Annotated in this window: 26 protein-coding genes and 1 other RNA gene; 12 read left to right on the top strand and 15 right to left on the bottom strand. The window is 61.6% G+C overall.

Translation table 11 applies throughout. The annotated features are described in order from the left end of the window. The first annotated feature begins 155 nt into the window (after nucleotides 1-155). The gene (locus RA29_RS00995) at nucleotides 156-1,601 is read left to right on the top strand and encodes a D-alanyl-D-alanine carboxypeptidase family protein (protein ID WP_039682047.1); all 1,446 of its coding nucleotides are present in this window, start codon (nucleotides 156-158) and stop codon (nucleotides 1,599-1,601) included. On the opposite strand, the gene RA29_RS00990 is transcribed toward RA29_RS00995, so the two are convergent. Together RA29_RS00990 and RA29_RS00985 are read right to left on the bottom strand one after the other, a co-directional pair. Further along, the gene (locus RA29_RS00990; protein ID WP_039682045.1) at nucleotides 1,598-2,407 is read right to left on the bottom strand and encodes a M90 family metallopeptidase; all 810 of its coding nucleotides are present in this window, start codon (nucleotides 2,405-2,407) and stop codon (nucleotides 1,598-1,600) included. The genes RA29_RS00995 and RA29_RS00990 overlap by 4 nt on opposite strands. Next, nucleotides 2,404-3,279 (bottom strand): LysR family transcriptional regulator, encoded by an 876-nt coding sequence (locus RA29_RS00985; protein WP_039682043.1) that lies wholly within the window; start codon nucleotides 3,277-3,279, stop codon nucleotides 2,404-2,406. Before RA29_RS00985 ends, RA29_RS00990 begins: the two co-directional genes overlap by 4 nt. Before the next feature lie 225 nt (nucleotides 3,280-3,504). Here RA29_RS00985 and RA29_RS00980 point away from each other — a divergent pair, with 225 nt between their 5' ends. Next, nucleotides 3,505-3,741: a DUF6552 family protein gene (locus tag RA29_RS00980; RefSeq protein WP_052249394.1), complete on the top strand. Its 237-nt coding sequence runs from the start codon at nucleotides 3,505-3,507 to the stop codon at nucleotides 3,739-3,741. A 55-nt stretch (nucleotides 3,742-3,796) separates the two neighbouring features. Here RA29_RS00980 and RA29_RS00975 read toward each other — a convergent pair whose 3' ends face one another. From RA29_RS00975 to RA29_RS00955, 5 genes are all read right to left on the bottom strand, one after another. Beyond that, the gene (locus RA29_RS00975; RefSeq protein WP_039682041.1) at nucleotides 3,797-5,374 is read right to left on the bottom strand and encodes an ABC transporter ATP-binding protein; all 1,578 of its coding nucleotides are present in this window, start codon (nucleotides 5,372-5,374) and stop codon (nucleotides 3,797-3,799) included. Further along, entirely contained in the window at nucleotides 5,374-6,564 is a 1,191-nt protein-coding gene (locus RA29_RS00970) for an ABC transporter permease (RefSeq protein ID WP_082029391.1), read from the bottom strand. The genes RA29_RS00975 and RA29_RS00970 overlap by 1 nt, the downstream gene beginning before the upstream one ends. Then, entirely contained in the window at nucleotides 6,564-7,655 is a 1,092-nt protein-coding gene (locus RA29_RS00965; RefSeq protein WP_039682039.1) for a microcin C ABC transporter permease YejB, read from the bottom strand. The genes RA29_RS00970 and RA29_RS00965 overlap by 1 nt, the downstream gene beginning before the upstream one ends. 4 nt (nucleotides 7,656-7,659) lie before the next feature. Beyond that, a complete protein-coding gene (locus RA29_RS00960) occupies nucleotides 7,660-9,612 on the bottom strand; it encodes an extracellular solute-binding protein (RefSeq protein WP_039682038.1) in 1,953 nt (650 codons plus the stop codon). 190 nt (nucleotides 9,613-9,802) lie between these two features. Then, nucleotides 9,803-10,306, bottom strand: a complete 504-nt coding sequence (locus RA29_RS00955) for a c-type cytochrome (RefSeq protein WP_039682037.1) — start codon at nucleotides 10,304-10,306, stop codon at nucleotides 9,803-9,805. A 136-nt stretch (nucleotides 10,307-10,442) separates the two neighbouring features. Here RA29_RS00955 and RA29_RS00950 point away from each other — a divergent pair, with 136 nt between their 5' ends. After that, the gene (locus tag RA29_RS00950; protein ID WP_039682034.1) at nucleotides 10,443-11,273 is read left to right on the top strand and encodes a prephenate dehydratase; all 831 of its coding nucleotides are present in this window, start codon (nucleotides 10,443-10,445) and stop codon (nucleotides 11,271-11,273) included. A 4-nt stretch (nucleotides 11,274-11,277) separates the two neighbouring features. Here RA29_RS00950 and RA29_RS00945 read toward each other — a convergent pair whose 3' ends face one another. Further along, a complete protein-coding gene (locus RA29_RS00945; RefSeq protein WP_039682032.1) occupies nucleotides 11,278-11,745 on the bottom strand; it encodes an SRPBCC family protein in 468 nt (155 codons plus the stop codon). Nucleotides 11,746-11,786: 41 nt separating this feature from the next. Further along, nucleotides 11,787-12,758 (bottom strand): NAD(+) diphosphatase, encoded by a 972-nt coding sequence (gene nudC, locus RA29_RS00940; RefSeq protein WP_039682031.1) that lies wholly within the window; start codon nucleotides 12,756-12,758, stop codon nucleotides 11,787-11,789. A gap of 145 nt (nucleotides 12,759-12,903) precedes the next feature. Here nudC and RA29_RS00935 point away from each other — a divergent pair, with 145 nt between their 5' ends. Together RA29_RS00935 and ffs are read left to right on the top strand one after the other, a co-directional pair. Further along, nucleotides 12,904-14,718 carry a 5'-nucleotidase C-terminal domain-containing protein gene (locus RA29_RS00935; RefSeq protein ID WP_082029390.1) on the top strand — a complete coding sequence of 605 codons (1,815 nt, stop codon included), beginning with the start codon at nucleotides 12,904-12,906 and terminating at the stop codon, nucleotides 14,716-14,718. 46 nt (nucleotides 14,719-14,764) lie between these two features. Further along, nucleotides 14,765-14,862, top strand: an RNA gene (gene ffs / locus RA29_RS22235) — signal recognition particle sRNA small type. Between the two features lie 63 nt (nucleotides 14,863-14,925). Here the strand turns inward: ffs and RA29_RS00930 are convergent. Beyond that, nucleotides 14,926-15,789, bottom strand: coding sequence for an alpha/beta fold hydrolase (locus RA29_RS00930; RefSeq protein ID WP_039682362.1), 864 nt, complete (start codon nucleotides 15,787-15,789; stop codon nucleotides 14,926-14,928). Between the two features lie 82 nt (nucleotides 15,790-15,871). Between RA29_RS00930 and RA29_RS00925 the strand changes: the two genes are divergently transcribed. The 5 genes from RA29_RS00925 (at nucleotide 15,872) to RA29_RS00905 (ending at nucleotide 19,390) form a co-directional block, all read left to right on the top strand. Further along, a complete protein-coding gene (locus tag RA29_RS00925) occupies nucleotides 15,872-16,420 on the top strand; it encodes a TetR/AcrR family transcriptional regulator (protein WP_039682027.1) in 549 nt (182 codons plus the stop codon). 69 nt (nucleotides 16,421-16,489) lie between these two features. Further along, nucleotides 16,490-18,241: a DNA polymerase III subunit gamma/tau gene (locus RA29_RS00920; protein WP_039682025.1), complete on the top strand. Its 1,752-nt coding sequence runs from the start codon at nucleotides 16,490-16,492 to the stop codon at nucleotides 18,239-18,241. Next, nucleotides 18,228-18,638 (top strand): RidA family protein, encoded by a 411-nt coding sequence (locus RA29_RS00915; protein ID WP_241462524.1) that lies wholly within the window; start codon nucleotides 18,228-18,230, stop codon nucleotides 18,636-18,638. The genes RA29_RS00920 and RA29_RS00915 overlap by 14 nt, the downstream gene beginning before the upstream one ends. After that, on the top strand, nucleotides 18,635-19,045 hold the full coding sequence (locus RA29_RS00910) for a hypothetical protein (RefSeq protein ID WP_039682023.1): 411 nt from the start codon (nucleotides 18,635-18,637) through the stop codon (nucleotides 19,043-19,045). Before RA29_RS00915 ends, RA29_RS00910 begins: the two co-directional genes overlap by 4 nt. Continuing rightward, nucleotides 19,046-19,390 carry a YbaB/EbfC family nucleoid-associated protein gene (locus RA29_RS00905; protein WP_039682021.1) on the top strand — a complete coding sequence of 115 codons (345 nt, stop codon included), beginning with the start codon at nucleotides 19,046-19,048 and terminating at the stop codon, nucleotides 19,388-19,390. It begins immediately after the preceding gene. A 6-nt stretch (nucleotides 19,391-19,396) separates the two neighbouring features. Here RA29_RS00905 and RA29_RS00900 read toward each other — a convergent pair whose 3' ends face one another. Continuing rightward, nucleotides 19,397-19,918: a hypothetical protein gene (locus tag RA29_RS00900; protein WP_193743432.1), complete on the bottom strand. Its 522-nt coding sequence runs from the start codon at nucleotides 19,916-19,918 to the stop codon at nucleotides 19,397-19,399. A gap of 209 nt (nucleotides 19,919-20,127) precedes the next feature. Here RA29_RS00900 and recR point away from each other — a divergent pair, with 209 nt between their 5' ends. After that, nucleotides 20,128-20,721, top strand: coding sequence for a recombination mediator RecR (gene recR / locus RA29_RS00895; RefSeq protein WP_039682016.1), 594 nt, complete (start codon nucleotides 20,128-20,130; stop codon nucleotides 20,719-20,721). A 234-nt stretch (nucleotides 20,722-20,955) separates the two neighbouring features. On the opposite strand, the gene ltaE is transcribed toward recR, so the two are convergent. The 4 genes from ltaE to RA29_RS00875 all read right to left on the bottom strand — a co-directional run bounded on the left by ltaE (nucleotide 20,956) and on the right by RA29_RS00875 (nucleotide 24,976). After that, nucleotides 20,956-21,999 carry a low-specificity L-threonine aldolase gene (gene ltaE / locus RA29_RS00890; protein WP_082029389.1) on the bottom strand — a complete coding sequence of 348 codons (1,044 nt, stop codon included), beginning with the start codon at nucleotides 21,997-21,999 and terminating at the stop codon, nucleotides 20,956-20,958. Nucleotides 22,000-22,065: 66 nt separating this feature from the next. Further along, nucleotides 22,066-23,421 carry a trehalose-6-phosphate synthase gene (locus tag RA29_RS00885; RefSeq protein ID WP_039682014.1) on the bottom strand — a complete coding sequence of 452 codons (1,356 nt, stop codon included), beginning with the start codon at nucleotides 23,419-23,421 and terminating at the stop codon, nucleotides 22,066-22,068. Between the two features lie 19 nt (nucleotides 23,422-23,440). Further along, the gene (gene otsB / locus RA29_RS00880; protein ID WP_052249408.1) at nucleotides 23,441-24,166 is read right to left on the bottom strand and encodes a trehalose-phosphatase; all 726 of its coding nucleotides are present in this window, start codon (nucleotides 24,164-24,166) and stop codon (nucleotides 23,441-23,443) included. 54 nt (nucleotides 24,167-24,220) lie between these two features. Continuing rightward, nucleotides 24,221-24,976 carry a DUF1013 domain-containing protein gene (locus tag RA29_RS00875; protein ID WP_039682013.1) on the bottom strand — a complete coding sequence of 252 codons (756 nt, stop codon included), beginning with the start codon at nucleotides 24,974-24,976 and terminating at the stop codon, nucleotides 24,221-24,223. 126 nt (nucleotides 24,977-25,102) lie between these two features. Here RA29_RS00875 and RA29_RS00870 point away from each other — a divergent pair, with 126 nt between their 5' ends. Continuing rightward, complete coding sequence (locus tag RA29_RS00870) at nucleotides 25,103-25,894, top strand: ankyrin repeat domain-containing protein (protein WP_152612883.1); 792 nt, start codon at nucleotides 25,103-25,105, stop codon at nucleotides 25,892-25,894. The last annotated feature ends 4 nt before the right edge of the window (nucleotides 25,895-25,898 follow it).

The raw sequence follows: 25,898 nt of genomic DNA, 5'->3' as shown, positions 1-25,898 counted from the left end.
ATACCCAACATGTTGGGTTTTGCATCGGCGGAAAAACGGAAACGTGTGGGACATCAACACTTTATCGCGCACGCGACCTGTGCTAGGTTTCAAATAATTACAAATAAGGTCAGCCAAATAATTGGCGACCAGAGGCAGACATAGGCAGGTTTACCGTGAAGGTTCGGCGCACACAGCCGGCCCGGCTAGGGCTCATTCTATTTGCACTTTTGTGGATGGTGGTCATCGTGCCCGCGTCTGTGCGCGCGGCCCCTTATGCTGCCATGGTCATGGATGCCCGGACGGGCGAGGTGCTGCACTCGCGCAACGCGGATACGCGGCTGCACCCAGCATCGCTGACCAAGATGATGACCCTTTACGTGGTGTTCCAGGCGGTTGAGCGTGGTGAGATCACGATGGACACCAAGATCAAGGTGTCGCGGAAAGCCGCAGCGGAAGTTCCATCGAAGCTGGGCCTGAAAGCCGGGTCGAGCATCAAGCTGCGCTATCTTGTACGCGCGTCCGCGGTGAAGTCCGCCAATGATGCCGCCACGGCCATTGCCGAGGGGATTTCGGGATCCGAGGCTGCCTTTGCCCGCCGGATGAACCGAACGGCCAAGTCACTGGGCATGACCCGCACGACCTTCAAAAACGCGCATGGCCTGACCGAAAGCGGGCACCTGTCCACGGCGCGCGACATGACGATTCTGGGTCGGCATCTGTTTTATGACTACCCGCAATACTACAACCTGTTTTCCCGTATCACGACCCATGCGGGCATCGCCGACGTGCGCAATACGAACCGGCGCTTGTTGGCCGCCTATAAAGGCGCGGACGGGATCAAGACCGGGTACACCCGGGCGGCAGGTTTCAACCTCGTATCCTCCGCACAGCGGGGAGACGAACGCATCATCGCCACCGTTTTTGGCGGAAAGTCCACAGCCTCGCGCAACGCCAAGGTGGCGGAGCTGCTGGACCTTGGCTTCCGCCGTGCCCCCAGCCGCGCGCCGGTGCGCAAGCCGACCAAGCCCAGCTACGTGCCGGGTGACGATTCGGTCATTGTTGCAGGCAATCAGGACGCACCCCAAGGCGCAGGCAAGATCATTCGTCTGAGCGGCGCGGTGAAGACCAGCTATCGTCCCAAGATGCGCCCGGGCACGGAAGCGCCCGTGCTGGTGGCTGAGGCACCCGCGGCCTCTTCAGTGTTGGCAGACGACATTCAGAGCGCCCTTGTCGCGGCGCAGACGAACGACACCGCCACAGCGGTCGCAGCCACCGTAGCATCAGCCGCTGTCGCCCCGACCATCCGACCGGAGGCACGTCCGACGCAGGTTGCACTGGTTCAGGAACCCGAGGTGGTGACCCGAGTTTCGACCTCCGGCGGGCGCCATTGGGGTGTGAATGTCGGGCGCTACCCCAGCCGCTACCACGCAGAAAAAGTGTTGTTGCAGACAGCTTTGGCCGAGATGTCGTCGCTGGACGGATCCTTGCGCAAGGTGGTGCGCCGCCCGACAGGGTTTGACGCCAACTTCATGGGCATGACCCGCGATGGCGCGGACCTCGCCTGTCGTCGCCTTCAATCGCGCAACGTGACCTGCTTCATGGTTGGGCCGCAGTCCTAGGACCAGTTAACCGGATCGACATTCAGCAGAGTTGCAAGCTGGTCGTAGACCTCGGGCTCCGTCCCTTTCAGCGCGCGGGGGCGTTCAAAGAACAGCTCGACCACAACGGCAAAGAACTCTTCGTGGTTCGTTGCACCGTAGGGATCGATGACCGTGCGGCGGCCTGCATCCACATTGGCAACGTGGCGGTCATAGGCTTCGACAATGACCTCGGACCAGGCCGCAAAGCTTTGCCCCGGTGCCATGGGCGGCGCGCCGTCGGTCTGGCCTGACAGGTCATCAAGTTGGTGGGCAAATTCGTGCAGAACCACGTTCAACCCATCCACATCATTCAACCCACCCTGTCGCACGTCGCGCCAAGACAGAACCACGGGCCCGCGTGACCAGCTTTCGCCGAGGCGCACGATCTCTTCTTCGGTCACGACGTAGCCATCCTGCCGCGTCTGCTTGGATTTGAACGCGCCGGGGTAGATCAGGACTGTCGTCAGATGCTTGTACCATGCATCCGTGCCCACCACGAGCAAGGCGGCCTGCCCCGCGATGCTCATCGCCATTTCATCACTCACCTCAAGCCCATTGCAGCCCACAAGGTCCACCTGGTTTAGAAACAGCGCCACCTTGCCTTCGAACGGCGCCTTTAGGTGGGTGGGCAGTTTGCGGATCAGTGGCACCTCACGCAGCATGATGTCCCATTCGGCATCTGTCAGGCGCGAGGCCAGCACCTCTTGTTGCCATTGCTGTTTGCGCCATGCGCGCCACAGAAACGCCGCGCCGATGAGAGCAAGCAGACCGAAGAACAGGGTCATGCGCGCGCAGCCTTTCTAACCCAGCGGATGAAGTCGCGCAGTGCTGGGCGTTGAACGCCTGGCCGCGTGACAAGGTGATAGCCCGCACCTTCCATCTTGTCCTCGTGCAGAACGACCAGCCGCCCCGCCGCAATGTCAGCGTTTACGAAATTGCGCACGGTCACCGCCACCCCCTGCCCGTCTCGCGCGCCATCCAGCATAAGGTTGCCCGGCACTTGCGTCACTGACCCGCGGGGCATGTTTGCCGCGCCCCTCTGCGTCAGCCAACGTGAGCTTTCGGTAGTCCCGACCTCTTCCAACCATGGCAAGGCACTTAAGCTGGCGGGATCCGACACATCATGCCCGGCCACAAGATGCGGAGCCGCAACCACGACCATGGAGGTCGGAACAAGCAATTCACTGTCGAGACCGTCCCACCCGCCGACGCCGTAGCGGATCGACAGGTCAACACCGCCGGGTGTCAGCTTCACGATGTCAGATGTCGGGTTCAGCACCAGATTGATCTCGGGGTGTTTGGTCCGGAACTCGGACAGGCGCGGCATCAGCCAGGCGGCGGCAAAGCTGGGCGTGGGCGAGATGTGCAAGGGGCGTGCAGCCTCAGCACCCGTAACAAGCGCCACGGCACGGCCGATGCTTGCGAAACCGTCAGCACAACCTTGCGCAAGGATTTCACCGTCATCCGTCAGCTTCATGGCGCGGCCAGACCGGTCAAACAGGCTCACACCCAGATGCGCCTCAAGCGCGCGCAGCTGTTGGCTGACCGCAGCATGGCTGACAGACAGCGCCTGACCGGCTGCCACGACGCTGCCTGTGTCCACGAATGCGGCAAAGGCGCGAAGCGCGGCCAAAGGAGGAAGGTCACGCCAGTCCATATGTCACTTCAGCTTACACATCAGAATTTCAATTGAGTCGCATCAAGGGCATCTATCCCTAACATATAGACATATCCCTTCTCTCCCCAAGAGGTGTCACATGCTCGGAATTTATGCTCAAACTTTCATGACAGCGACCCGCCAGCGGCCTTGTGTCCGCGTCGCCCTGCCCCGCCGCCGCTGGTGGCACGGCAAGCGGACGAAATGCATCGATCTGGAGCGGTTATGAACGCGATTGTCCGCCGCTCCACCGACACCAACACGATCAAGTGGAGCGCATCGATCATTCAGGTCTTTGGCTACGCGGCCACGGCCTTTGGCCTCGCACCGTTGAACATGTACCTGTTTTTGGTCGGGATGCTCGGCTGGCTGATCGTCGGTCTGCGTTGGAATGACATGGCAATGACGATGATCCACGTGATCGCGCTTGCTGCCATGGTCATCGGTCTGGCGCTGACCTGAAGGGATGGCGGGCGGGGTGTCGTTGGCCCATAGGGTCAACGCACGTCGCCCGTCGTCAATGCGCCGCTTGCAAAAGAAGGCGCGTATAGTCTGTCTGGGGCCGTTCGAACAGATCGTCCGCATCGCCCTGCTCGACCACATCCCCCTGCTTCATCACCAAGACCTTATGGCTCATGGCGCGCACGACCTTGAGGTCATGCGAGATGAACAGAAAAGCGAGCCCATATTTCTGCTGTAGCCCGCGCAACAGCTCCACAATCTGCACCTGCACCGTCATGTCGAGGGCCGAGGTCGGTTCGTCCAGCACGACGAGTTTGGGCCGCAGCACCATGGCGCGCGCAATCGCGATGCGCTGACGCTGGCCGCCCGAGAACTCGTGCGGGTAGCGGTCCATCGTCATCGGGTCGAGGCCGACTTCGGCCATCACTTCGGCCACAACCTCGCGCGGCTGGCGGCCATCGCTGATGCCATGCACGCCAAGCCCTTCGGCAATGATCTGCATGGCGGTCATGCGGGGGGACAGCGATCCGAACGGGTCCTGGAATACGATCTGCATGTCCTTGCGCAGCCGCCGCAACTCGCGCACGGACCAGGCCCGGATGTCCTGGCCCATATAGACAATCCGCCCCTCGGACGAGATTAGCCGCATGATGGCCAATGCAAGCGTCGTCTTCCCCGAGCCGCTTTCGCCCACGATCCCCACGGTTTCGCCCGCGCGCACCTTGATCGTTGCATCGTTGACCGCCTTGACGTGACCGATTGTACGGCGCAGCAGGCCCGCGGTGATCGGGAACCAGACCTTGAGGTGTTCGGTCTCGGCCACCAGTTCGGCATCCTGCGGGACGGGTGCGGGCTGTCCCTTGGGCTCGGCGCTCAGCAGCTTCTGAGTGTAGGGGTGCTGCGGGTTGTCGAAGATGTCTTTGGTGGGGCCGGTTTCCACGATCTCACCGTTCTGCATGACGCAGACGCGGTCGGCAATGCGGCGCACGACGCCGAGGTCATGGGTGATGAACAGCAGGCCCATACGCTCGGATTGCTTCAATTCAGCCAGCAGTTCGAGGATTTGCGCCTGGATCGTCACGTCTAGCGCCGTGGTGGGTTCGTCCGCGATCAGGACATCGGGCTTGTTTGCAAGCGCCATGGCGATCATCACGCGCTGGCGCTGGCCGCCGGACAGCTCATGCGGATAAGCGTTCAAGCGGGTTTCAGCATCGCGGATCCCCACCTTGTCCAGCAACTCAAGGATGCGCACCTTCGCTGACTCCCCGGCGATGCCCTGGTGCAGCGCGAGGCTTTCGCCCAATTGCTTGGCTATGGTGTGAAGCGGGTTGAGCGACGTCATCGGCTCTTGAAAGATGAACGAGATGTCGTTGCCACGCACCTTACGCAACAGCCGTTCATCCGCGTTGATCATCTCCTGCCCATCATACGTGACGGACCCCGACACCTCGGCGCTGTCGCCAAGCAATGAAACGGTGGACAACGCCGATACGGATTTGCCGGAGCCGCTTTCACCCACCAGAGCAACAGTCTCACCCCGGTCTACGTGAAACGAAACGCCCTTGACCGCTTCGGTCAACTGCCCGTCCTGCCGGAAACCGACATGCAGGTCTTTCACTTGCAGAAGTGCCATCAGGTGAAGGTCTTTCGTGGGTCGAACGCGTCGCGGATGCCTTCAAAGATGAAGATCAGTAGGCTGAGCATTACGGCGAACACGGTAAAGGCGGTGAAGGCAAGCCAGGGGGCCTGCAGGTTCTGTTTGGCCTGCAGCGTCAACTCGCCCAAGCTAGGGGCGGAGGACGGCAGGCCAAAGCCGAGGAAGTCGAGGACCGCAAGGGACGAGATGGTGCCAGTGATGATGAAGGGCAGCATCGTCAGCGTCGCGACCATCGCGTTGGGCAGCATGTGCCTGAACATGATGGTGAGGTTGCCGACTCCGAGCGCACGGGCCGCGCGCACGTATTCGAGGTTCCGGGCCCGCAGGAATTCGGCCCGGACAACACCGACAAGGCCGGTCCAGCCGAAAAGGATCAAGAGGAAGACCAGAAGCCAGAAACTTCGCCCGAGGATCGCAAACATGATGATGATGACGTAGAGGCTGGGGGTCGATGACCAGATCTCGATAATCCGTTGGAAGATCAGGTCGGTGCGCCCACCGAAATAGCCCTGCACTGCGCCTGCGATGATGCCGACGATGGCAGATGCGCCCGTGACGATGAGCGTAAACAGTACCGACAGGCGGAACCCGTGGATCACACGGGCCATCACGTCGCGCTTGGTGCCGTCCGTTCCGAGCAGGTTCTCACCATTAGGCGGCAGGGGCGCTGCGCCGGGGCGGTCCACTGCGGTGTCGTAGCTGTACGGGATCAGCGGCCAGATGGTCCAACCCTTGGTGATCGCCTCGCCATCGACCTCTCCGTCCTGTGCGTCTTCAATCACACCTTCGGGATCATCGAAACACGCCTCCAACCCGCCGGACACGATCAGGCATTCGACCTCCGGGTCACGGTAGCTGGCTTCGGTTCTGAAGTCGCCGCCAAAGGCGGTTTCCGGGTAAAAATTCCAGATCGGTGTGTAGAATTCACCCTGATAGCGCACAAGGATTGGCTTGTCGTAAGCGATCAGCTCCGCCATCAACGACAGGCCGAAAAGGATCGAAAAAACCCACAGCGACCAGTAAGCGCGGCGGTTTTTCTTGAAGTTCCGCCAGCGGCGCTGGTTCAGCGGAGATAGCGAAAAGAACCCGCGCCGCGGGGCGGGAACGGCCGCCGGGATTGGGTCTGGCTTTACCGGCGGCTCGGTGATCGGCTCTTGCAATGCCATCAGCCTTCCCTCCGCTCAAAGTCGATGCGGGGGTCAACCAGCACATACATCAAGTCCGACAGGATACCGACCAAGAGGCCGATCAAGCCGAAGATGTAGAGGGTGCCAAAGACGATCGGGTAGTCACGCGCCACCGCAGCCTCGAACCCGAGACGTCCCAGACCATCGAGCGAAAAGATGGTTTCGATGATCAGCGACCCGCCGAAGAAGACGCCGATGAACACGGCCGGAAAGCCTGCGATCACGATCAGCATGGCGTTCCGGAAGACGTGGCCATAAAGCACGCTGCGTTCAGACAGCCCCTTGGCGCGGGCGGTCATGACGTACAGCTTCTTGATCTCATCCAGAAAGCTGTTTTTGGTCAGAAGTGTCAGCGTTGCAAAGGCACCGATGGTCCCGGCAAGGACAGGCAGCGTGATGTGCCAGAAATAATCCAGCACCTTGCCGATTGTGGTCAGATCGTCCCAGTTGTCCGACGTCAGGCCGCGCAGCGGGAAGATCTGGAAGTAGCTGCCCCCGGCAAAGAGCACGAGCAGCAGGATCGCGAAGAGAAAGCCGGGGATCGCATAGCCCGCGATGATGAGGCCGGAGGTCCAAGTATCAAATGGTGTTCCGTCCTTGACGGCCTTGCGAATGCCCAAGGGGATCGACACGAGATACGCGATAAGTGTGGACCAAAGCCCAAGGCTGATGGAGACGGGTAGCTTTTCGATGATCAGGTCGACCACGCTTATAGATCGGAAGTAGCTTTCACCGAAATCGAAGCGCGCATAGTTCCAGACCATGTTGAAAAAGCGTTGCACCGGCGGTTTGTCGAAGCCGAATTCGCGCTCCAGCTCGGCGATGAATTCAGGTGGCAGACCTCGCGCACCCACATAGGTGCTGTCCGACCCTGTGTTCAGTTCGTCAGCCCCTGCATCATTGTTGCCCCCGGCAAACCCGCCAAAGACGTCGCCGCCGCCCTGCGCACGGGCGATGGCCTGTTCGACGGGACCGCCCGGCACGAATTGCGTCAGGGTGAAGTTGACCAGCAGGATGCCCAGCAAGGTCGGAATGACCAAAAGCAGCCTGCGCAGGATATAGGGGGCCATCGCCTTACCTCAGCGCGCCAGAGGCCCGGAGTTCGGCAGCTTTTTCCTCGTTCATCCACCAGAAGTCGAGGTAGCCCAGATTGTAGGGCGGTATCACATCCGGGTATTCGTACATGTCATAATACGCGACCCAGTGGTTTGGCGCATAGCCCATCGGGATCATGATGAACTCGTGCCGCAGCGCGCGGTCAAGCGCCCGCATCGCGGCTTCCTCCTCTTCCACTGTTTGTGCGTCGAGGGACACGTTGATCAACGCATCAACCAATGGGCTCGCGATCCCGGCGGGGTTGAACAGGGAAAAGGCTGCATCCTCGGACCCAAAACGTTGGCTGAGGCCTGTGCCTGTACCAATAAACGCCGGATATTGATCGTAGAGCAGGTCGTAGTCCCGGTCGCGCTCTCGCGCGGTGTATTGCGATGGGTCCACCCGCTCAAACGTGATGTCGATGCCCATGCTCGACACATTTGCGACGAAGTTCTCCATGACCCCGGTGAGGGTTGGCGACGACGCGCTGTTGAAGAGATAGTTCAACTTCAGAACGTCACCGTCGGCGTTCCGGCGCAGGCCATCGTCACCGACTTCCCAGCCAGCCTCATCCAGCAAGCTCATCGCTTTGCGAAGGTTGCGGCGGTCCCGCAAAGTCTCTTCATTCGAGGTGTGCGGAACGCGCGCTGGCTCTGTCAGCATCTCTTCGGGTACGAGATCACCCAGCGATTGCAGCAGCTCCAGCTCCACGCCTTCGGGTGCGCCTTTGGCCATGACCGGGGTGTCCTGGCTAAACGATGCGCGCTGATCAAAAAGACCGTTTTGCAGGCTCTCGTTTGTCCACTCGAAATTATAGCCAAGCGCCACGGCCTCGCGAACGCGCCGGTCCTGCAAGACCTCGGACCCAAGGTTGAAGACGATGCCAGTCGCGGCAGGCGGTGCGCCATTGCGAAGTTCTTCTTGAACGACCGCGCCAGACTGCACTTTAGGGAAGTTGTATTGGGTGGCCCATTTGCGGCTGTCCCCTTCCAGCCGGAATGTATATTCGCCCGCCTTGAACGCCTCGAACGCGGCAGCGCTGTCGCCAAAAATCTCGAGCCGCAGGCGGTCGAAGTTGAACCGCCCGACGTTGAACGGCAGATCATTACCCCAATAGTCAGGATTCCGCTTCAACACGATGCGGCGTGAAATATCCACGTTTTCGACCATGTAGGCACCAGATCCGGGCGAGATGTCCAAGCGGCTTTCGTTCAGCTTTGCGCCAGTTTCCTCGTACCACTTCTTGGACCAAGCAGGCACACCGCCCACCTGTTCGATCAGGGACCGCCGTGAAACGCCGTCTGCAAAGTAGAACTTGATGGTATGATCATCCAACACTTCGACCTTCGGGATGAGCTTGCGCACAGCGTCGGCATAGGACTTCAGCCCCTGATCCAGCAAAAGGTTGTGGCTGAAGGCAATGTCATGCGCCGTGACAGGCGTGCCGTCGGAAAACCGCGCTTCTGGACGCATGTAGAACACAACCCAACTTCGGTCTTCGGGGTATTCCAGCCGTTCGCAAAGCAGGCAGTAGTATTCCCCATAGGTATCAGCAGGCGCAGCCCCGCCCGCAGGTGCGTCCCCGAGAAGGCTTTCGTACATGAAAACTGAGAAAGCATGCGCCCGGCCTTGGCGCGCATACGGGTTCATGGAGTCGAATGTACCGACGGCAGCGATTGAAATTTCTCCGCCCTGAGGTGCGTCCGGGTTCACATAGTCGAAGTGCGGGTAGTCGGCTGGGTAGGTCAGCTCACCGTAGAAATTGTACCCGTGTGACGAGATGATGTTTTCATGATCAGCGGCGCGCGCCATCCCCGACGCCGCCAAAGTGGTCAACAAACCGAGGACCCCAAGTCCGCCCCACAACATGTGTTTGTTTCGCGCCGCTTTTACCCGAGCCTGCGCGGTGGGTCGCTTGAGGGTCTGTCGCATGTGTATCCTCCGTACGGGTGGCATTCAGGGCCGTCTTGTTATGGGAAGTAAGCTAAATGCCCGCCACGCCAATATGCAACTTGAGAATACGTGATCGTGATGCCTGGCATGTGAGGAATTGTAACAATCGACACAAAAAAGCCGCGTGAACGATACACGCGGCCTTTGGAACTCAGATTTTGGGCAACAATCAGCTGCCGATGCTGGCGAGATAGGCGATCAAGTTGGCCCGATCCTCGATGTCGCGCAGGCCGTTGTAGCCCATGGATGTACCAGGCGCCCAACCGCGTGGGTTTTCGAGGAAAGCGTTCAGGTTCTCAGGCGACCAGACGTCAGCCACCTCGTTCAGCGCGCCAGAGTAAGAGCCATAGCCAGTCGAGCCAACCTCGCGACCAACAACCCCGTACAGGTGCGGACCAACGGCATTTTCGCCGTCTTCGAGCTTGTGACAGGCGCTGCACTGGCGGAAGATGCGCTGGCCTGCGCCCGCGTCTGCGGCGGCGAACACGTCGGCAAATGCGACCTCAACCACCTCTTCCGCGGAGTCATCAGCGCCGGTGTCGATGACATAGGCCTGCTCGCCGTGACCATCCACGTTGTACAGCGCATCAGCGGCCCACTTGCCCAGCAAAAGCACCAGCAGCGCGCCACACAGGCTGGCTGCAATCTTGGTAAAGGTCATGGTGTCGAACATTTCGCTTCCGATTCCGTGGCTTTGTGTGTGTTCCGGCGGGTACCTACGGCTTCCCCTTGGCACTGGCAAGGTATAGAAACCGCGACCAATCGCCCTGCCGGGTTCAAGGTAGTGGCCCGGCAGCAAAGGACCAACGATGTCGACACGAATTGCGTTCCAGGGAGATTTGGGCGCCTACGGTCACGAGGCCGTTTTGAAAGCCAGACCCGACGCCACACCGGTGCCCTGCCACGCTTTCGAAGATGTCATAGCGGCCGTGCGCGACGGCGCGGCTGACATGGCAATGCTGCCGGTCGAAAACACCACCTATGGCCGTGTGGCGGATATTCACCGACTGCTGCCGCAAAGTGGTCTGCACATTGTCGACGAAGCCTTTGTCCGGGTGCGCATCGCGCTGATGGCGATGCCGGGTCAGACGCTTGAGGATATTTCGCTGGTGCGCGCACACCCGGTGCTGATCCCGCAGGCGCGATCCTACCTGGACACACACCAGATCAAAGCCGAGACCGCACCGGACAGCGCTGGTGCCGCAGCGGCGATCGCCCAAGCCAAAGAGCAGGGCGTGGGTGCGCTCGCCTCATCCGTGGCGGCGGACATCTACGGTCTGAACGTGCTTGCCAATGACATCGAGGATCAGGGGCACAACACCACCCGCTTCCTGCTTATGGCCCCGGAAAAGGATCTGACGCGCCGGGGCGACACGATGATCACCACCTTCGTCTTCGAAGTCCGCAACATTCCCGCCGCGCTGTACAAGGCGATGGGTGGCTTTGCCACAAACGGGGTGAACATGACCAAGCTGGAAAGCTACATGGTCGGCGGCGCGTTCACCGCCACGCAGTTTTACGCAGATGTCGAAGGACACCCCGATGATCCCGGTTTGGCCCGCGCGTTGGACGAGCTGGACTATTTCACCAACCGGCTCGACATTCTGGGTGTCTATCCGGCCGCGCCAGGCCGGGACTGACCGGTCAAGCGCTGCGTTGCAGCCGGTCTTCCAAGCCTTTTGCGTAATCAGCCACCCGCAGCTTGAACCGTTTGTTCAAAGAGGTTTTGGCCAGCTTCAGCGATTGCACGAACAGGCGTGCCGACAGGGTCAACGGCGTCAACTCAAGGGCCAGCGCCATGCGCGTGCGGTTGCGCGACAACGCCATCAGCTCGATCGAGAACGAGCCCGTCACACCGGCAGACGTCACATCAAAAACCATTTCATTCGGCGCGTCATATCGCGCCATTTTCAGGTCCAGTTCCCGCATCCTGCCACGCATGCGAAAGGACACCTCCCACTGCATCCCGACGCCCGGCTGCGTCAGGGGATCAATCCGCCGAACCTGCGCTCCGCGCCGCATGGCCTGCCGTTCGAAGCTTTCGAAATCATTGAGCGCTTCGAACACGGCTTCAATCGGTGCTGCCACGTCTTCCCGGGCCGAGAATTTCATGCCTGATGCCTGCTATGGTGCGATTTGAGTGCAGTGTTCCCTCAATCAAGGGTGTCCGCAAGCCAGTTCTGTAGCAAAAAATGCGCAATTGCGCCTTTGCGGGCGGGCAGGATGGTATCGTGCTCACCCGCAAAAACCGCGAGCATGTCTTCGCGCGTGACCCACATGGCATCTTCGATCTCGTTGGGATCAATCGTGATGTCCGCCGTCACAGCCGTGCCGCGACACCCGAACATGAGCGAGGCGGGAAATGGCCACGGCTGGCTCGACAGATACTCGACCGCGCCCACCCTGACGCCCGCTTCCTCAAACACCTCGCGGCGCACCGCGGCCTCAAGAGTTTCGCCCGGCTCGACAAATCCGGCGAGCAGGGAATACATGCCCTCGGGCCACCCGGGCGAGCGGCCCATCAGTACCGAATTGCCATGCGTGATCAACATGATCACCACTGGGTCCGTGCGCGGGAAATGATGTGCGCCACAGGTCGGGCATGTCCGCTGCCAGCCAGCCTGCGTCATGTCGGATGCCGCAGCGCATTTCGCGCAGAACCCGTGCGTATCATGCCAACTGAACACGGCTCGGGCCGTAGCGGCCAGTTCGGCGTCTCGCGGCGACAGCCAGGTCATGACCCGGCGCAATTCGGCAAAAACCTCATCCTCGGCACAGGCGGGATGTCGCTGTTCTGTTGGATCGAGAAAGCCGCCCAGCACGGATGGATCCAGATCCTCAGGCTCCCACGCGGACAGATCCAGCGCAAAGCGCGGCGCGCCGTCTTCGCGACCAAGAAAGATCGCTGTTCCCTGATTGGCCTCCGCGCAGGCCGGGTGATCCATGGGCAATCGCATCAAGGCGGCAGGCCGGGTGCGGTGGATCAATGGCTTGCCGCGCCACATCAGAATGGCACGGGCAGACGGGTCAGCCTTTGCACACGCAATGGCGTCCGCATTGCCACGCAACTCGGCAGCCCGGTCGAGACCTGATCCCCCGAAAGTCACCGTTTCCGCGTGTTTCATACCCGCCCCTTTGATCGTTTTTGTAGCGCCGTGCTTGGCACGCGGCGGGCAGTGACGCAATGGGTGGGCGTATGGTCGCTGCGCATGATTTCCCGCATAGATATTTTTTCTTGCCTTTAACGCAACCTTAAGATGCAATAGGCGCATGACGGTTCCCAGTGCCCAGCTGCGTATTGCAGCCACATCTGATGTTCACATGCACCTGACGGGGTGGGATGCGTTGCGCGGCGCACCGGTGGACGACAAGGGGATGGACCGCCTGGCCACTGTTATACGCGAAGAAAAAGAAAACGCGGCAAGCGGCTGGCTGTTGCTGGACAATGGAGATGCCTTGCAGGGCACACCGATGGGTGATGTCTGTGTCGAACACGTTGACACGCACCCTTGGCCAGCGGTGCTCAATGCACTCAACTATGATGCCGTAGGTCTTGGGAACCACGATTTTGACTTTGGCCTGCCGTTTATGGATGCGGTGATGGCGCAGGTGAATTGCCCGGTACTGTGCGCGAATGCGTCCTCGGCTGCAGCGACCTGCATGACGGCTTATACGATCTTGGAGCGAGAACTGACCTGTTCCGATGGGCAGGTCAGGATGCTGCGGATCGGTGTCACCTCCGTACTGCCGCCTCAGACAGGGGTGTGGAACCGGCGCTGTCTCGACGGGGCTGTAAGGTTCGAAGGCGGCGTTCAGGCGGCGCGCCTTGCGGTACAAGAACTAAGGGACGCAGGCGCAGATGTGGTGATCGTCCTGTGCCACAGCGGGTTGACGGACGGCATAGATGCAACGGGCGAGAATTTTGCCGCCGCCATCGCGTCGGACATCTCCGGCGTGGACGCCATGATCCTTGGCCATACGCATCTGCGCTTTCCTGGCCCCGATCACGCAGGCTTTGCCACGGCGGACACAGACGCGGGAACACTAAGTGGTGTGCCTGCCGTCATGCCCGCATATGCGGCGGCTGAACTTGGCGTGATCGATCTTGGGCTTGTGCATGATGGCGTGTGGCGCGTCGCCTCGCATCACGTGCGCCGTCGCGAGATCAACGCGGACACAGCCGCCGATGCAATCGTGACGCAGATCACACAGCCCTATCTTGCTGCCACCGAAGCGCGTCTTGATACACCGATTGGCCACACGTCAGAGCACGTGCACAGCTGGTTTTCCATGCTGAATCCGTCCGGCGCTGAAAAGGTGGTCGCGCGCGCTTTGTCGACCACCATAGAGGAAACGGTTGCGGGTACCGATCTGGCCGGGCTGCCTCTTCTGGCCAGTGTCGCGCCTGCTGCACTCGGCGGACGTGCGGGGCCGAGCAATTTTGTGAACATCGAACCCGGTCCCTTCCGCGAAAGACACGTCGCCATGCTGTGCCCCTACCCAAACACGGTTTGGGCGGCTGTCCTGACGGGGGCGGAGATCTGGGACTGGATCGACCGTAGCCTTGTGTATTTTGCAGAAGGTGACGCCGACGACATGGCCTTGACGAACCCGGACGCGCCGGCGTTCAACTTCGACATGATCTATGGGCTCGAAGCCGAGGTCGACCCGTTCGCGCCGCCCGCATTCGACGTCAACGGACACCGCGTGCATCGCGACAGCACCCGTGTCCGCCGCCTGTCGCACCAAGGCCGGGATGTCGATCCACGTGAGCGGTTTGTCCTTGCCATGACCAGTTACCGGGGCGCAGGGGGCGGCAACTTTCCTGGCATCGGCCCCCACACCCGCACCGTTCGAACCGATGTCGAGTTGCGGCAGGCTCTGCGGACGACAATCACATCAAATGAAACATCGCCGACGCACAGCAATGCCCCATGCTGGCGCTTCTCGAGCAAAAGCGAGACGCGGCGGGTCATCCACACCGCACCCGCAGCCGAGGACCATCTGGCAGACATCGCTTCATTCGCGCCGAACGTGCTGGGACTGGACCGCAATGGCTTCCTGCAGGTCGAGGTAACCGTGTAGCGCTGCCCCTCTTGCACCCGTGGGCCGGGCTATTTATATCGAATGTCGAGAGGTTGGCGCGGGCAGGCGCCTCGCCAACCCGGTCAGGTCCGGAAGGAAGCAGCCGTAACGAGCCCCGCTTGGGTCGTTGTCAATCTCTCACCTCGAGCCAAAACACAGTTTTGGCGGGACCCGGCAGCGCATCAAAGATGCGCGAGCGGGTAAGCGTCACCCTTCCAACAACACCGGCCACAACGCCCTGTTACGCCGTGAAAACGCGCCGACGTGCCCAATCTTGCCCAGACCGTAGGCCTTTGGATCAATCACTACAGGCTCCACCCCATACACCCGCGCCAATCGTGCCGTTTGCGCGGGCGGGATCAATTCATCATCGGTAAAGGCGTGAAGCCGCACTGTGGCGTCGCTGTTCCAGTCAGGCGCAGGCAAACGCGGGCCGAGGTCGGCGTCATAGAATGTCCGGGAGGTACACCACTTACGCCATTGCCAGAACACATCGGCGGGCAGGTCTTCTCCCATCCGCAGCGCCTTGCCCGGCAGATAGCCACACACCAACGTCGCAAGCGGCCCCAGCGTGAACCAGAAATTCAAAGCAACCGCACGGTAGGGCCAAGGATGATCGTGGTGATGCACAATGCCGGATGACACCCCGATAACACGCACCACACCATCAAGCTCAGGTTGGTTGGGCAACAGCATCGCCCCAAGCGAATGGCCGACAATCCACAGCGGCGTCCCCTGTATTTCCCGCCGGATCGCCCGCCGCGCCGCCACCTGATCCCGGATGCCCCAATCACTCATGTCGGCCCGCACCTTGCGCAGCGGACCCGCCGTTGACCGGCCCATGCCGCGATAGTCATAGGTCAAAACGGCCATGCCCCGCTCGGCAGCCATCCAGCGGGCAAAGTGGGTGTAGAACGTCTGCGGCACGCCCGTCGCGCTGTTCAGCACGACGGCAGCAAATGGACGCTGCGCGGGGCGGTAGAGACGCCCCACCAACTCTGCGCCATCCTCGGTTTTGAAGGCGAGCGAGCGTTCCGTCACGCTGCGTTGCACCGGGCTTGCATCAAACATCCGAACATCCTCCATCACCACTAGACCATTTGGTCTAATCCGCACGCTGGACCAATCGGTCTATTCCTGTCAAGGTCAAAGAATGACCGAACGCGCCCTGCCCACCAAAGACCGACTGATCCTGTCTGCCGCCACATTGTTCCGAACGCGGGGCTATCATGGTGTGGGCTTGGCCGACCTTCTGGCCGAGGCAAAGGCCCCCAAGGGGTCGCTTTACCATCACTTTCCCAACGGGAAATCGGATCTGGCCATGGCGGCGGCCACATGGGCTTCGGACGAGATGCTGCGCCTGATCGCGACCAGCTTCGACGGGGCTGGCACATTCAAGGACGGCGCCACAACGCTCTGCTACAAGCTTGCCAAACTCTTTGACATCACAGGCTGGGACACGTGCCCCATCGCCGCCACCCTGTTCGAAGGGCCGGACAACGAGGATTTCCGCGCCCACGCCAACCACATCTACGAAGGATGGATCGCCGAAGTGCACGATCATGCCGCGCGGCTTGGGCTGTCGGCAGAGGATGCGCAGGCGAAATCCGAACACCTGTTCATGCTGATACAGGGGGGCTGGATCCTCGCCCGCGCGCGACGGAATTCGGACGTGATCCGACAGATGACGGACCGCTTGTAAAGGCAGCGGTGGACGCCGCGCGCCCTGCCCCGTAGTGTCGCCAAGTCACTCCGAATCCAGCCGAGGCCCATGTCAGACGAGACCCAGAACTATCAGGTATTGGCCCGCAAATACCGGCCCGAAACCTTTGCCGATCTTGTCGGCCAGGACGCCATGGTGCGCACGCTCAAGAACGCCTTCGAAGCGGATCGGATCGCGCAAGCCTTTGTGATGACGGGTATTCGCGGCACGGGCAAGACGACCACGGCGCGCATTATCGCCAAGGGGATGAACTGTATCGGGCCGGACGGGAACGGTGGCCCGACGACAGAACCCTGCGGCGTGTGCGAGCATTGCCGGGCCATCATGGAAGGGCGGCATGTCGATGTGCTGGAGATGGACGCCGCCTCGAACACCTCGGTCAATGACATCCGCGAGATCATCGACAGCGTGCATTATCGCGCCGCCTCGGCCCGTTACAAGATCTACATCATCGACGAAGTGCACATGCTGTCGAACAGCGCGTTCAACGCGCTGCTCAAGACACTGGAAGAGCCGCCGGCCCACGTCAAATTCATCTTCGCCACGACCGAGATCCGCAAGGTGCCGGTAACGGTTCTGTCCCGTTGCCAACGCTTCGATTTGCGCCGGATCGAGCCTGAGGTGATGATTGCTCTGCTGCGCAAGATTGCCACCGCCGAAGGGGCCGAGATTGCAGATGACGCGCTGGCACTGATCACCCGCGCGGCCGAAGGGTCCGCCCGTGATGCAACATCCTTGCTGGATCAGGCGATTTCCCACGGCGCCGGAGAGACCACCGCGGATCAGGTGCGTGCGATGCTGGGTCTGGCGGACCGTGGCCGCGTGCTCGACCTGTTCGATATGATCCTGAAAGGCGATGCCGCCGGTGCGCTGACCGAGCTTGGCGCCCAGTACGCCGACGGTGCGGACCCGATGGCCGTGCTGCGCGATCTGGCCGAGATCACGCACTGGACATCCGTGGTCAAGATCACGCCCGAAGCCGCCGATGATCCCACCATCTCGCCCGACGAGCGTAGCCGGGGTCTGCAGATGGCAGAGACGTTGCCGATGCGGGTGCTGACCCGGCTGTGGCAGATGCTGCTCAAGGCGCTGGACGAGGTTGCGGGTGCGCCGAACGCCATGATGGCTGCCGAAATGACAGTGATCCGGTTGACGCATGTGGCCGACCTGCCCAGCCCCGAAGACCTTGTAAAGAAACTGCAAAACGCGACGCCTCCTCCTGCGGCACCTGCCTCTGCACCCTCTGCACCCGGCGGCGGCAGCACAGGCGCGCAGGCCGTGCATCAGGCACAGGCGCGCATGGTGTCGAACCCGAATGCGGCGGGCCAAACCACGGCGCTGGCGCATGACCCAGAGATCGCCCTCGCCCGTTACCCGACCTTTGACCACGTGATCGAACTGATCCGCTCGAACCGCGACGTGAAGCTGTTGGTCGAGGTTGAGACAACCCTGCGCCTTGCCGCCTACCAGCCTGGCCGGATCGAGTTCGAGCCGACGGATGCGGCACCCCGTGACCTCGCCCAGCGTCTGGGCGCACGTTTGCAAGCATGGACCGGCAGTCGCTGGGGCGTGTCGGTGGTTAGCGAGGGTGGAGCCAAAACCATCGCGGAAGTGCGCGATGCGGCCGATCTGGAACTGAAGGAAAAGGCCGAAGCGCATCCATTGGTGCAAGCCGTGATGGCGCAATTCCCGAAGGCCAAGATCACCGCGATCCGTACGCCCGAAGAGATCGCGCAGGAAGCGCATATCGAAGCGCTCCCTGAAGTGGATGACGAGTGGGACCCCTTTGAAGAAGACTGATCCGCGCGCCATTGTGCCGGAGGGCATGCAGGACCTCGTGCGCGACTGGCGCATGTCCCCCGCGCTTGTCTCGGGCGATCACGTGTTTCTGACGGGCTTCAACGGCTGCCCTGTGGACGGCCCGCCGTCTGCCAATCCGGTGGCGCAGATGCGCGTGGCCTTTGACACGGTGACGGAAGTTCTGGCTGCAGGTGGCCTTGGATGGGGCGATGTCGTTGATATGACGAGCTTTCATGTTGGCCTGCGGGATCACCTTGAGGCGTTCAAGGCGGTTCGGGCAGATTACGTGCAAGACCCCTATCCTGCCTGGACGGCGATTGAGGTGGCGGGGTTTGCAATCGACGGGGTTTGCGTCGAGTTGAAGATCGTCGCACGGTTACCGGACGGCATGGCATGATCCGGCTGCAACAGATCGCGACGTCTCTTTTGCTGGCGCTGTTTCCGACCGCCACCTGGGCCGAGGTTTGTGACAAGGCGCGGCCGGGTTGGGATGGTCAAGCGGTTGGAATGGTGGGTGAAGCCGTCAGCCTGTTTCTCTCGCCCGCAGGCATCGCGCTCCTGCTTATCTCCTTGATTGCGCTGAGGTTTCGCCATCAGTGGATCGGGCTTGCCGCTGTGATCCTGTGGACGGTGTTCATCACCGTAGTCACCATGGCTGACCCCACTGGCGTGCGCCCGCAAGCGATGGTCGAAGGCTGCATTGGCCCGCCCACCTTGTTCATCGTGGCCGTCGCTGCGATATGTGTCGGGATTGTTTTGTACACCAAGCCGCGCACAGGCGGCACAGATGGATCGGAGAGTTAGATGCTCAAGGGACTTGGCGGGCTCGGCGACATGGCCGGGATGATGAAAAAAGCCCAGGAAATGCAGACCAAGATGGCGGAGATGCAGGACGAGCTGCACACCATCACCGTTACCGGCGAAAGCGGCGCGGGGCTGGTCAAGGCAACGGCCACCGCCAAGGGGGAGCTGACCGCGCTCGACATCGATCCGTCGATTTTCAACGGCGATGACAAGGAAGTGGTCGAGGACCTGATCCTGGCTGCGATCAAGGACGCGCAGGCCAAGGCACAGGAACGTGCACAGGAAGAGATGGGCAAGCTGACCGAAGGGTTGGGCCTGCCGCCGGGGATGAAGCTGCCCTTCTGAACGGTTTCAGGTCGCGGACTGGTCCATGTTTCGGATCGGTTGGTCATCTTCCTTAGGCTGGTTACGGGCTGCACGCTCCTTGAGTTGACGGCGCACACCCAGAAGGAAAGCCAGGAAAATCAAATAGATGGTGAAAGTCAGGCTGAGCCTGACCACACCTTCGCGAAACGTCAGCGGTCGCCCACCCTGCCCCGTGTTTCGCGCGATGCCCTGTTCTGCACCACTGGCAGCTTCGCCCGATGTCGCTGCATTTTCGGCACCCGAACATGCCTTGTCCGCCGCACCGGCCAGGTGGATTACTTGGTCTCGCATCCCCTCTTCCACCCGCAGGCCACGACCGCTTGCCAGCGCCTGGGCCTTTGTCAAAACAGCACTGGCTGCGCGCCGGTCGCGGCGCGGAAGATCCTGTTCCAGTGTGTTGAGAAAGGCGGATGTGTCTATCCGGTTCAGGCTGCGGCGGAGCGCATTGCGGTGGTGGACAGAGACATCGCCGCCTGCGTTCAGGATGGTCATCAGCGTGGTATTCACCGTGCGCAAGCTGGTGGGATATGCGCAGGCATGCGCCCATGCAGGGACCAGAAAAGACAGCAAAAACAAATATATAAATTTCTTTCCGACGCGCATTGACCACCTGAACCTCATTGCGAATTGACCGCAGCGTACTGGCGCCGGGTTGAGAAGTAGTGAACTGAAACAGACCCTTTTTGTTCTGCAAAAAGCGCAATAGGATCAGTGCGATGAGCAGCACGCGCGACATAGACAACCTGATCGAGATGATGGCGAAGCTGCCGGGGCTTGGACCACGCTCGGCCCGGCGGGCTGTGCTGCACCTGATCCGCAAGCGCGCGCTGCTGCTAACACCGCTGGCCGATCTGATGCAGACTGTGGCCGTGACGGCGCGGGAATGCCTGAATTGCGGAAATGTGGGCACCAGCGACATTTGCGACATCTGCACCTCGGAAAAGCGTGGGAATTCAGAGCTTTGCGTGGTTGAGGATGTGGCCGACCTTTGGGCGATGGAACGCGCGAGCGTGTTCAAGGGGCGCTATCATGTGCTGGGTGGGACACTGTCGGCGCTGGACGCGATTGGGCCGGAGGAGCTGCGGATTCCGCGCCTGATTGATCGGGTGCAGACCGAGAATATCAGCGAGGTGATCCTGGCCCTGAATGCCACAATCGACGGACAAACCACGGCGCATTACATCGCGGATCAGCTTGAGGGACAGGTCAAACTGACCTCGCTTGCCCAAGGGGTGCCGATTGGCGGTGAGCTGGATTATCTGGATGACGGGACGATCACGGCGGCGCTGCGGGCTCGGAAGGCGCTGTGATGTGTTAAGGCGCCGTGCGGTGGCTTAACTTTTGCAAACTGCATAGTTTCGGGGAGAAACTGCGTGTTTTGACCCGGCCAAGACAGACCGCAAACCGTGGGTTTTGCACAAACTGCACATTTTAGCTCTGAAACTGCGTGTTTTGCTTGGCCCAACGCCAGTCACACTCCGTTAACGAATGTTCGGCGTTAAGGTTTGTGCGGGCGCTTTAACTCTTGGGTAAGGTTCGCGCCCCTAACCCCCGAAAAAGCTGCGGAACCCGGTGATCGCTTCCTGCAGTCCCTCGTCCGTGACATCCTTGTGCAGCACAAGCCGCGTTGTCCCCGTGGACCCGGTCAGTTGCACGCCGTGGGTGGCCATGTGCTGCGGCAGCGCCTCGGTCACGCCGCCGGGCGGGGTGAAGAAGATCATGTTGGTGGCGTGCTGCACGTCGCCGAAGGGGCGCAGGGCATCGGCAAGGGTTGCTGCGCGGGCGTGGTCTTCGCTGAGGCGCGCGGTGTTGTGGTCGAGCGCGTGCAGGCCTGCGGCGGCCAGCACGCCCGCCTGCCGCATCCCGCCGCCCAGCATCTTGCGCCAGCGCCGGGCGCGGGCGACGAGGTCCGCAGGGCCGAGGAGGACGGAGCCGATGGGGGCGCCGAGCCCTTTGGACAGGCAGATCGAGACGCTGTCGAACATGTCTGCCAGCGCCTGTTCGGGGCAATTCAGCGCCGCGATGGCGTTGAAGTAGCGTGCGCCGTCGAGGTGGACGGCGAGACGCGCGTCGCGGCCCGCCTGCACCGCTTCGCCCAGACGGGTCAGCGGGATGGCGATGCCATTGTGCGTGTTTTCGAGGCCCAGGAGCCGGGTTACGGGCATGTGGGGGTCGTCCTCCTTGACTGCTGCCGAGATCGCACCCGCGTCAAGCGCGCCGTCAGGGGCTGGATCGAGCGGTTCGAAGGCGATGCCGCCGAGGACAGAGGCGCCTTTGGCCTCGTATCTGTGGATGTGGTAAGGGCGGCCGGTAATGATCTCCTCCCCCCGGCTGCAATGCGTCAGAAGGCCCACGAAATTGCTTTGTGTTCCGGAGGCGAGGAACAGGCCCGCTTCTTTACCTAGCCGTTCGGCGAGCGTCGCCTCAAGCCGGTGGACCGTGGGGTCGTCGCCAAAGACGTCATCGCCCACTTCGGCGTCGGCCATCGCCTTGCGCATGACGGCATCGGGCCGTGTGACCGTATCGCTGCGCAGGTCGCAGATGATGGGGGCGGTCGGGGTGGTGGACATGGCAGCGTATTGGTTCATCGAACGGGCCCTCAGCTTGGATCACGGCCACCCTACGGCTGGCGTGGGCCGAGGGGAAGGCCGTCTTCAGCCCGTGCCGCGCAGGGCACCCAGATAGCTGCGGGTCCACCATGCGATGTTTTCGGTCATCACGTTTTCGAGCAGGCGCGCGTGCCGCGCCTTGCGTTCGGCCAGCGGCATAGTGAGGGCGGTTTGCACGGCCTCTCCCACCTCTGCCGCGTCATAGGGGTTCACCATCAGTGCGTCGGTGAGTTGTTCGGCGGCACCCGCGAAATGGGATAGGATCAGGACGCCGGGGTCGTCGGGGTCCTGTGCCGCGACGAATTCCTTGGCCACCAGGTTCATGCCGTCCGCGAGCGGCGTGACCATGGCCACGTCCGCCCGGCGGTAGACGCTGGCGAGCGTGTCACGCTCGACATTGCGGCGGATGTAGCGGATCGGGGTCCAGTCGAGTTCGGCGTGTGCGCCGTTGATCATGCCCGCCGCCTGTTCCAGCTCGGTGCGGATGTCCTTGTAGGCGTCCACATCCTCGCGCGAGGGGGGTGCAATTTGCAGCAACGTGGCCTTGGGCGTGTCGGGTGCGCGCGCCTCGAGATAGGCGGCGAAGCCGTCGAACCGGTGCACGAGCCCCTTGGAGTAGTCGAGCCGGTCGACCCCCAGCACGAGTTTCTGGCCGAGTGTCATGGCGAGCGGCACCGCGTCGGCCTGGGCCAGAGCGAGGGCGGCGAAATCCTGTGCGTCGATCCCGATGGGGAAGTGGCGCGGGGCGACGCCATCTTCGAGGGCAACCATCCGCCCTTGGGTGTCAAAGGTCGCGTCAGGGTCGTCGCGGTAGTGGGCCATGACGCGGGCGACGTCGCCTTCGGTCTGGACGCCGAAGACGTCGTAGGCGGCGACCCAATCCTTGAGGTCGTTGGCCTGCGGCAGGGCGAGGATGTCGGAGACCACGGGGAACGGGATGTGCAGGAAGAAGCCGATGCGGCAGGTCACGCCACGCTCTTGCAGCAGCGCCGCCAGCGGCAGGAAGTGGTAGTCGTGGATCCAGAGGAGGTCATCGGGCTGCGCGAAGTCGGCCAGCATGTCGGCGAGCCGGGTGTTCACGGCCATGTAGTGGTCCGCGTATTCGGGCTGCACGTGCATGAGGTCGGCGCGCCGGTGGAAGAGCGGCCAGAGGACCGAGTTGGCGTAGCCGAGGTAGTAGCCTTCGTGCTCGTCCTCGGAGATGTCGAAGACCATGCGGGTGTAGGCGCCTTCGGCGATCTGGCGCAGTTCGGGTTCGGGTGTTTTCACAGGCGTGCCGCTGGTGCCGATCCATACGCCGCCCTGCGCCGTGAGACAGTCGTGAAGGGCGACGACCAGCCCGCCGGATGGTTCCGCCTCGGTCGGGATGCGGTTGGATACGACGATGAGGCGGGCAGTCACTACGGGATCTCCTTGGGCCTCAGGCCCAGTGTTTGAGCAGGGTATGCACGGCTTGCGTGTCAGGCAAGCGATGGTGGGCTTTCGTCTCGCCCGGGCCGACCTTGATCCCGAGCCCGCCTTGTTTTTGGGCCCATTCCATGGCCGGTTCGTCGGTAGTGTCGTCGCCGATCATCACCGGCGTGCGGCCGGAGAAGAGGTCGAACCCCATGATGTCGGCCATGGCGAGGTCCTTGCCCACGCCCTGCGGCCGCATCTCGATCGCCATCTTGGCGGGGTGCGCTTCGAAGTCGGTGTGGGTCTGGGCGAGATGAGCGGTGAAGGTTTCGACCGTGTCTTGCAGGTCGGGCTGGGCGCGGTAGTGCAGGACGAGGCCGGTTGGTTTTTCTTCGAGCAGGACGGGCGGGTGTGTGCCTGCGAAGGCGCTGGCGGCGTCGCGCAGCGTGTCGAGGCTGTCTGGCGAGAGGTCCACGCGGGGCGTGACCTGTCCATCGCGCCGCCACTCTGCCCCGTGCCCACCGACGATGAGGCCCGTGTAGTCGGGCAGCCATGCGGACAGGTCGCCCGCTGCGCGACCGGATATGAGGACCAGCGCGCCACCTGCCCGGTCCCACAGGTCGTTCAGCAGCGCGGGCAGCGTGTCGGGGATATGGATGCCGTCGGGCGTGGGCGCGATGTCCACTAGTGTCCCGTCGAAGTCCAAAAAAATTGCCGCCTTTGTGCAAGGCGGCAATTTGGGGATGTTCATGTTTGTAGCGTCCATGACGCTGCAACGCGGCAAGAGGGGAAAAGGTTCCCGACTTTATGGTTGTTCGTCTTCGTCGTCGCCACCGCCCTTGGGCAGGTTGAAGAAGCTGTCAGCGTCCACGAGGGTGCTTTCATCTTCCTTGTCGTCCTCGTCATCATCAGCGAGCGAGAAGGTCTCCAGCCCTTCGATGGCCGTCGGGATCTTGGGTTCGGCTTCCATGCCAAGCGACTGTTCGGTGCTGACCAGCTTGCGGCGTTCGTCGTCGGACATGACGGAGCCTTCGGCGGCTTTCTTCGAAGCAGCCTTTTGCACGGCGGCGTCCAGTTCGGACTGCTTGGTCAGGCCCAGCGCGACCGGATCGACGGGTTGGATGTTGGCGATGTTCCAGTGGGTGCGTTCGCGAATCGACTGGATCGTTGGCTTGGTTGTGCCCACCAGTTTCGATATCTGACCGTCGGTCAGCTCGGGGTGGAATTTCACCAGCCAGTAGATCGCGGCGGGGCGGTCCTGACGCTTCGACAGAGGCGTGTAGCGGGGGCCGCGGCGCTTTTCCTCGCCCACGGCGGCGGCGTTGAACTTGAGCTTCAGCTTGTGCAGCGGGCTTGCTTCGGCGCTGTCGATCTCTTCCTGCGTGAGTTGGTTGTTTGCAATGGGATCAAAGCCCTTGACCCCTGCGGCCACGTCGCCATCAGCGATGCCCTGCACTTCCAGCTCGTGCATGCCAACAAAGTCGGCGATCTGCTTGAAGCTGATCGTCGTGTTGTCCACCAGCCAGACGGCGGTTGCCTTGGCCATGATCGGTTTTGCCATTGTCACATGCTCCTATGCATAACTGTCCCGTCGCCTGAAATAGGCTGCCCTGGAGGTCGGGGCGGGTTTCCGTTGTCGGGGAACTTCACGCCGATATAGTCGGGCGGAACGGAAAAGGAAAGCCTGATGCGTGTTGTTTTGATGTGGCTGGTGATGGTGACAGGGGCCTGGGCGCAGGAGAATGCTCCAGCCTCGGTGTCTGAACTGACCAACGATATCGCCAACCAGATCTACAGGCTCGCAGAGCGCACAGGTGGCAGTGACCGAGAGTGGACGGCGATCGAAGAGAAGGCCACTGCCCGGCTTCTGAGCCTTATCGAAACGGACGCAGATGCCATTTTAGCAGAGGGCGCGCCGGCCCTCATGGCGGTTGCAAAGAACGGCTACGCATTTCTCATGGAGCCGTTACTGGCTCATCCAGGAATTGTCGCTCAAATAGACGAGGTCGACGAAAACGGGTTGACCGCGCTGGACCACGCACGGCTTGGCATCAAGCAGACGTTGCGCGCCTGTCATCCGCAGATCGACAACCCGTTTGCCCTTGTTCCCTATCTCGTGACGCAACCATACTACGCATCTCGCGCGCCTTATCCCGAGATTATAGCACTGCTGACGGCGGCTGGTGCAGACCCGACCATGGAGCGCGCACGCAGCCAATGGCTGGAGACCTGTACGAACGGATTTGCTGAGATGCAGAGTGAAGTGGCGACGTCGATCAACCTATTCGAGACCTTGCTTGACCTGGAAACCCGCGTGGTGCGGATTGAACGTCGCCGCGAAGTTGATGAGAGTGCGGCGATGTTGCGGGAGATATTTCAACCGCGTGTTGATGCGGGAAAGATGTCAGCACAGGAGCTGGCTGAGAGCATAGACCAGCTCTATCGAAATACCGGTCTGGAACCCCCTGCGAAGGAGTGACATT

Source organism: Tateyamaria sp. ANG-S1 (genome assembly GCF_000814025.1).
GTDB lineage: Bacteria > Pseudomonadota > Alphaproteobacteria > Rhodobacterales > Rhodobacteraceae > Tateyamaria.
This window is presented reverse-complemented; position numbering and strand designations above follow the sequence as displayed.

Excerpts from the sequence above, each read along its gene's own strand:
- nudC (WP_039682031.1), bottom strand. The coding sequence starts at position 12,758 with ATGAAACACGCGGAAACGGTGACTTTCGGGGGATCAGGTCTCGACCGG.
- RA29_RS00985 (WP_039682043.1), bottom strand. The coding sequence starts at position 3,279 with ATGGACTGGCGTGACCTTCCTCCTTTGGCCGCGCTTCGCGCCTTTGCC.
- recR (WP_039682016.1), top strand. The coding sequence starts at position 20,128 with ATGAGCAGCACGCGCGACATAGACAACCTGATCGAGATGATGGCGAAG.
- RA29_RS00910 (WP_039682023.1), top strand. The coding sequence starts at position 18,635 with ATGATCCGGCTGCAACAGATCGCGACGTCTCTTTTGCTGGCGCTGTTT.
- RA29_RS00905 (WP_039682021.1), top strand. The coding sequence starts at position 19,046 with ATGCTCAAGGGACTTGGCGGGCTCGGCGACATGGCCGGGATGATGAAA.
- RA29_RS00945 (WP_039682032.1), bottom strand. The coding sequence starts at position 11,745 with ATGAAATTCTCGGCCCGGGAAGACGTGGCAGCACCGATTGAAGCCGTG.
- RA29_RS00920 (WP_039682025.1), top strand. The coding sequence starts at position 16,490 with ATGTCAGACGAGACCCAGAACTATCAGGTATTGGCCCGCAAATACCGG.
- RA29_RS00975 (WP_039682041.1), bottom strand. The coding sequence starts at position 5,374 with ATGGCACTTCTGCAAGTGAAAGACCTGCATGTCGGTTTCCGGCAGGAC.
- RA29_RS00965 (WP_039682039.1), bottom strand. The coding sequence starts at position 7,655 with ATGGCCCCCTATATCCTGCGCAGGCTGCTTTTGGTCATTCCGACCTTG.
- RA29_RS00990 (WP_039682045.1), bottom strand. The coding sequence starts at position 2,407 with ATGACCCTGTTCTTCGGTCTGCTTGCTCTCATCGGCGCGGCGTTTCTG.
- RA29_RS00930 (WP_039682362.1), bottom strand. The coding sequence starts at position 15,789 with ATGTTTGATGCAAGCCCGGTGCAACGCAGCGTGACGGAACGCTCGCTC.
- RA29_RS00935 (WP_082029390.1), top strand. The coding sequence starts at position 12,904 with ATGACGGTTCCCAGTGCCCAGCTGCGTATTGCAGCCACATCTGATGTT.
- RA29_RS00970 (WP_082029391.1), bottom strand. The coding sequence starts at position 6,564 with ATGGCATTGCAAGAGCCGATCACCGAGCCGCCGGTAAAGCCAGACCCA.
- RA29_RS00950 (WP_039682034.1), top strand. The coding sequence starts at position 10,443 with ATGTCGACACGAATTGCGTTCCAGGGAGATTTGGGCGCCTACGGTCAC.
- RA29_RS00980 (WP_052249394.1), top strand. The coding sequence starts at position 3,505 with ATGAACGCGATTGTCCGCCGCTCCACCGACACCAACACGATCAAGTGG.
- RA29_RS00870 (WP_152612883.1), top strand. The coding sequence starts at position 25,103 with ATGCGTGTTGTTTTGATGTGGCTGGTGATGGTGACAGGGGCCTGGGCG.
- RA29_RS00955 (WP_039682037.1), bottom strand. The coding sequence starts at position 10,306 with ATGTTCGACACCATGACCTTTACCAAGATTGCAGCCAGCCTGTGTGGC.
- ltaE (WP_082029389.1), bottom strand. The coding sequence starts at position 21,999 with ATGAACCAATACGCTGCCATGTCCACCACCCCGACCGCCCCCATCATC.
- RA29_RS00875 (WP_039682013.1), bottom strand. The coding sequence starts at position 24,976 with ATGGCAAAACCGATCATGGCCAAGGCAACCGCCGTCTGGCTGGTGGAC.
- RA29_RS00960 (WP_039682038.1), bottom strand. The coding sequence starts at position 9,612 with ATGCGACAGACCCTCAAGCGACCCACCGCGCAGGCTCGGGTAAAAGCG.
- RA29_RS00925 (WP_039682027.1), top strand. The coding sequence starts at position 15,872 with ATGACCGAACGCGCCCTGCCCACCAAAGACCGACTGATCCTGTCTGCC.
- otsB (WP_052249408.1), bottom strand. The coding sequence starts at position 24,166 with ATGAACATCCCCAAATTGCCGCCTTGCACAAAGGCGGCAATTTTTTTG.